The following is a 3,665-nucleotide window of genomic DNA, read 5'->3' as shown; positions in this document are numbered from 1 at the left end:
TATCTCATATCATATCAAAAAAGCGGATGATTTTTTAAAAATTCAAAATTTTGTTGAAAAATCAAATTTTCTGAAGAAAAGTAAAAACTTTCTGGCAAAAGGCTGGGTAATTTATCCTTACTCAAGAGAATTATTGAAGCAGTTCTTTTTTGAAAACAAAATCTTTGTCTATGAACAAAGTGATGCTATCAAAGGAATAGTATTGATCGATGAATCTGCTTATAAAGAAGTTTTATGGATAAGTTTTCTTTATGTTGAAGATAATAATATCTTTCGAGCAATGTTGAAATATCTAAAAAAAATAGGTTTGGAAAATAAGAAAAATGAAATCGAAATCCTGGTTCCTGATCTGAAGAATCTGAAAATGATCTTAAAAGAATTTAAATTCTCAAGCTGGGAACAGGATAATGATATTTTTTTGTATGAATTTCCATTAGAGAAGTTGGAAATTTATGGAAGGTTATAGTTCTTTTATAATTGCCAAATTTTAAAAATTTGATAATTTTTATTTAGCATTTTTTCGTATTTTTCGCAGTTATTTTTTTATTTTCCTAAACTATTTGACATTAACTTTTTAAATCTAAATTTGGTTTTTTAAGAAACTGAATAATTTGAGGTGAGATATGAAATTATTCCAGGAAAATGAAGCACAAAAGAAAGATGAGGAAAAAGAACTCGTTAAATTCTTATCCAAAGTAACTATTTTTAACAAACTTTCCAAAAAAGATCTGAAAAATTTAAGACAGTATTTTTATCTCAGGAATTTTAAATCTGGTGAAATTATCTTCAAAAAAGACTATCCAAATGTTGTCTTTTACATCTTGAAACAGGGAGAATTAAAGGTTTTCCTGAAAGTCAAGGATAAAGAAATCGAATTAGACAGGATAAAACCGCAGCAGTATTTTGGAGAAATGGGAATTTTTCTGGAGGAAAAAAGATCAGCATCGATCGTAGCGCTTGAAGATTCGGAAGTTCTGGCAATTTCCAAAGCAGATCTGAAGAATTTTATTGATAAATTTCCCCGAGCTGGTAATAAAATTCTCTTTAAGTTCGGGGAAATCCTTTGCACTCATGTGATGAATCTGAACAAAAAGATCAATGAAATGGAAGAAGCATAAATTATGGAACGATCAAAATTAGTTAAATGGTTGATGATCATCATTAATATTGCGTTAGTGGTTGTTGCGATTTTGTTTTATAAATCCATCATTTCTTATATTATCATCGGTTTTATTTTTGCTTATTTGATCGCACCCATCATTAATTATGCAGAGAAATATCGGATTCCAAGGTACGCTTCCATCCTGATCGTTTACCTGCTTATCGGATTTTTGCTGTCCCTACTGATCAGTGCGATTATTCCCATGATCGTTGATCAATTCACGGATTTCCAGGATAGTTTTCTAACACAATTACAGGAACAGGAAACCATAAACCTGGAATCGATCGGTTTGGGAAAAGTTTCGGAATTAATCACGAAACTGGAAAAAAGATTTCCTAGTTTTGAGATTGAGGATACTTTCAATTCCTTCATCAATAACGAAAATGCTAAAAATCTTTTGAATAAAATCCCCTCTTTTTTCGCAGGAGTTTTTAATGTTCTTGGATTTATGATCGTCGTACCGGTTATCGGATTTTTCCTTTTGAAAGACGGTAGGATATTTATGCGTATGATCTTCTCAAAAATTGGAAATCGTTATTTTGAATTTTTTCTGCATTTATTTCAGAAGATCGAGGAAAGTTTTGGTCGTTTTTTTCGTGCTCTTTTGCTGGAAACTTTACTGGTTGCTCTCCTCTCAATTTTAGGGCTGGTCATCCTTAATATACCTTATGCTCTGATTTTAGGATTGATTGTTGGACTTGCCAATCCAATAAAATATTTCGGTCCGTTTATTGGAGCAGTTCCGACTCTGTTGGTGATTCTTTTTGGTCCTACACCTGACATTTTTATTTTATATTCTATCATTATGTTTTTTATCGTGCAGCAGTTCGACAGCTTGATCTTGTTCCCCTGGTTGATGGGAAAAAGTATGGATCTGCATCCCTTGATCGTGTTATTAACAGTTATTGCCGGAGGTTACGGATTTGGTTTATTAGGAATGCTACTGGCTGTTCCAATCGTATTCCTGATCAAAACGATCGTGGAAGTTTCACAGAAAAGTTTGAAAGAATTTGAGATAATATAACTCGATTTGTAATGAGAGCGTCAGGTAGCAGTCTGATGAAAAAAGAAGATGCGAAAAATAAGTATCACAATCAATCCTGATTGTTTAAAGAAGAAACAAACAAACACGATTGTTTGTTTTACATCTAAATAAGGAATTTATTTGATCCCAAAAGATCTCCAGCTTTTCAAATTTTCAACTTACGGATTCCTGAAAAATCTTCGTTTCTTTGATCCTTTTATAATTCTTTTCTTCCGCGAAATGGGAATTTCCTTTCTGCAGATTGGACTACTTTTTTCAATTCGGGAAATTTCCACAGCTATTCTCGAAATCCCAACCGGAATTTTCGCTGATTGTTTTGGCAGGAAAAATTCCATGATCTTCTCTTTTCTTTCTTATATTGCTTCTTTTATCATTTTCTATTTTTTCCCTGTTTTTAGCATTTATATAATTGCCATGATCTTTTTTGCTTTTGGAGAAGCATTCCGCACTGGGACTCATAAAGCGATGATCCTCGAATATTTGAAGATCAAAAAGATCGAACATCTGAAAGTCGAATATTACGGCTTTACAAGAAGCTGGTCGCAAAAAGGTTCTGCGATTTCCTCTTTAATTGCGGGAGCTATCGTCTTTTATTCCGGGCAATATAAATTCGTATTTCTGGCTTCCATTGTTCCTTATTTGTTGGAACTTGTTTTAATGATCTCTTATCCTACTGAACTTAATGGTGAGATCAAGAAAGTGCAAAAGCATAATTTTTTAGCTGATGTTTTCCAAAATTCCAAAGAAACATCAGCTAATTTCCTGAAAATATTCCATAATCCTGCTTTGAGAAAATCTTTATTGAATTCAGCTTTATACGATAGTCTTTTCAAATCGGTAAAAGATTATATCCAACCTGTTATGCAATTTTATGCGTTATCGCTTCCAATATTTCTTTTCATCAAAGATAAAAGAGATACGATCCTGATTGCGATCATATATTTTGTTTTATATTTATTAACCTCGACAGCTTCCAAAAACTCCGGAAAATTTATGAGAAAATTCCAATCTCTCGCAAAAGCGATCAATGTGAGTTTTATTATAGGAGTGTTTTTCGTGATCTTGGCAGGACTTTTTTACCTTTTAGATTTGAAGCTGATTTCAGTGATATTCTTTATCTTACTTTTTGTATCGCAAAACTTACGCAGACCAATGAATGTTGGATATATCAGTGAAACGATTCCCTCGAAAGTGATGGCTTCCGGTTTATCAGCAGAATCGCAACTGAAAACACTGATCATCGCCATTCTTGCCCCATTAATGGGATTTCTCTCCGACAATTTCGGGATCGGTTTCGGTCTGATATTTTTATCGGTCTTGACATTATTTATGTATCCGTTGATCAGGTTGAAGTAGCACATTTTTGTAAAATGTGTATTGTAACACAAATTTGCAATTTGTGAGAACAGCTGTATAAATCGAGAAGGTAGAATTTCACAGAATGCAATTCTGTGTTAC

General features: G+C 32.8%; 3 protein-coding genes. All 3 read left to right on the top strand.

Translation table 11 applies throughout. The features are described from left to right. Positions 1 to 623: 623 nt before the first annotated feature. On the top strand, positions 624 to 1,118 hold the full coding sequence (locus ENL20_04850) for a cyclic nucleotide-binding domain-containing protein (GenBank protein ID HHE37884.1): 495 nt from the start codon (positions 624 to 626) through the stop codon (positions 1,116 to 1,118). Between the two features lie 3 nt (positions 1,119 to 1,121). Then, entirely contained in the window at positions 1,122 to 2,186 is a 1,065-nt protein-coding gene (locus tag ENL20_04845; GenBank protein ID HHE37883.1) for an AI-2E family transporter, read from the top strand. 240 nt (positions 2,187 to 2,426) lie between these two features. Then, a complete protein-coding gene (locus tag ENL20_04840; protein HHE37882.1) occupies positions 2,427 to 3,563 on the top strand; it encodes an MFS transporter in 1,137 nt (378 codons plus the stop codon). The last annotated feature ends 102 nt before the right edge of the window (positions 3,564 to 3,665 follow it).

The organism is Candidatus Cloacimonadota bacterium (assembly GCA_011372345.1).
In the GTDB taxonomy this organism is placed as follows: Bacteria; Cloacimonadota; Cloacimonadia; order Cloacimonadales; family TCS61; genus DRTC01.
This window is presented reverse-complemented; position numbering and strand designations above follow the sequence as displayed.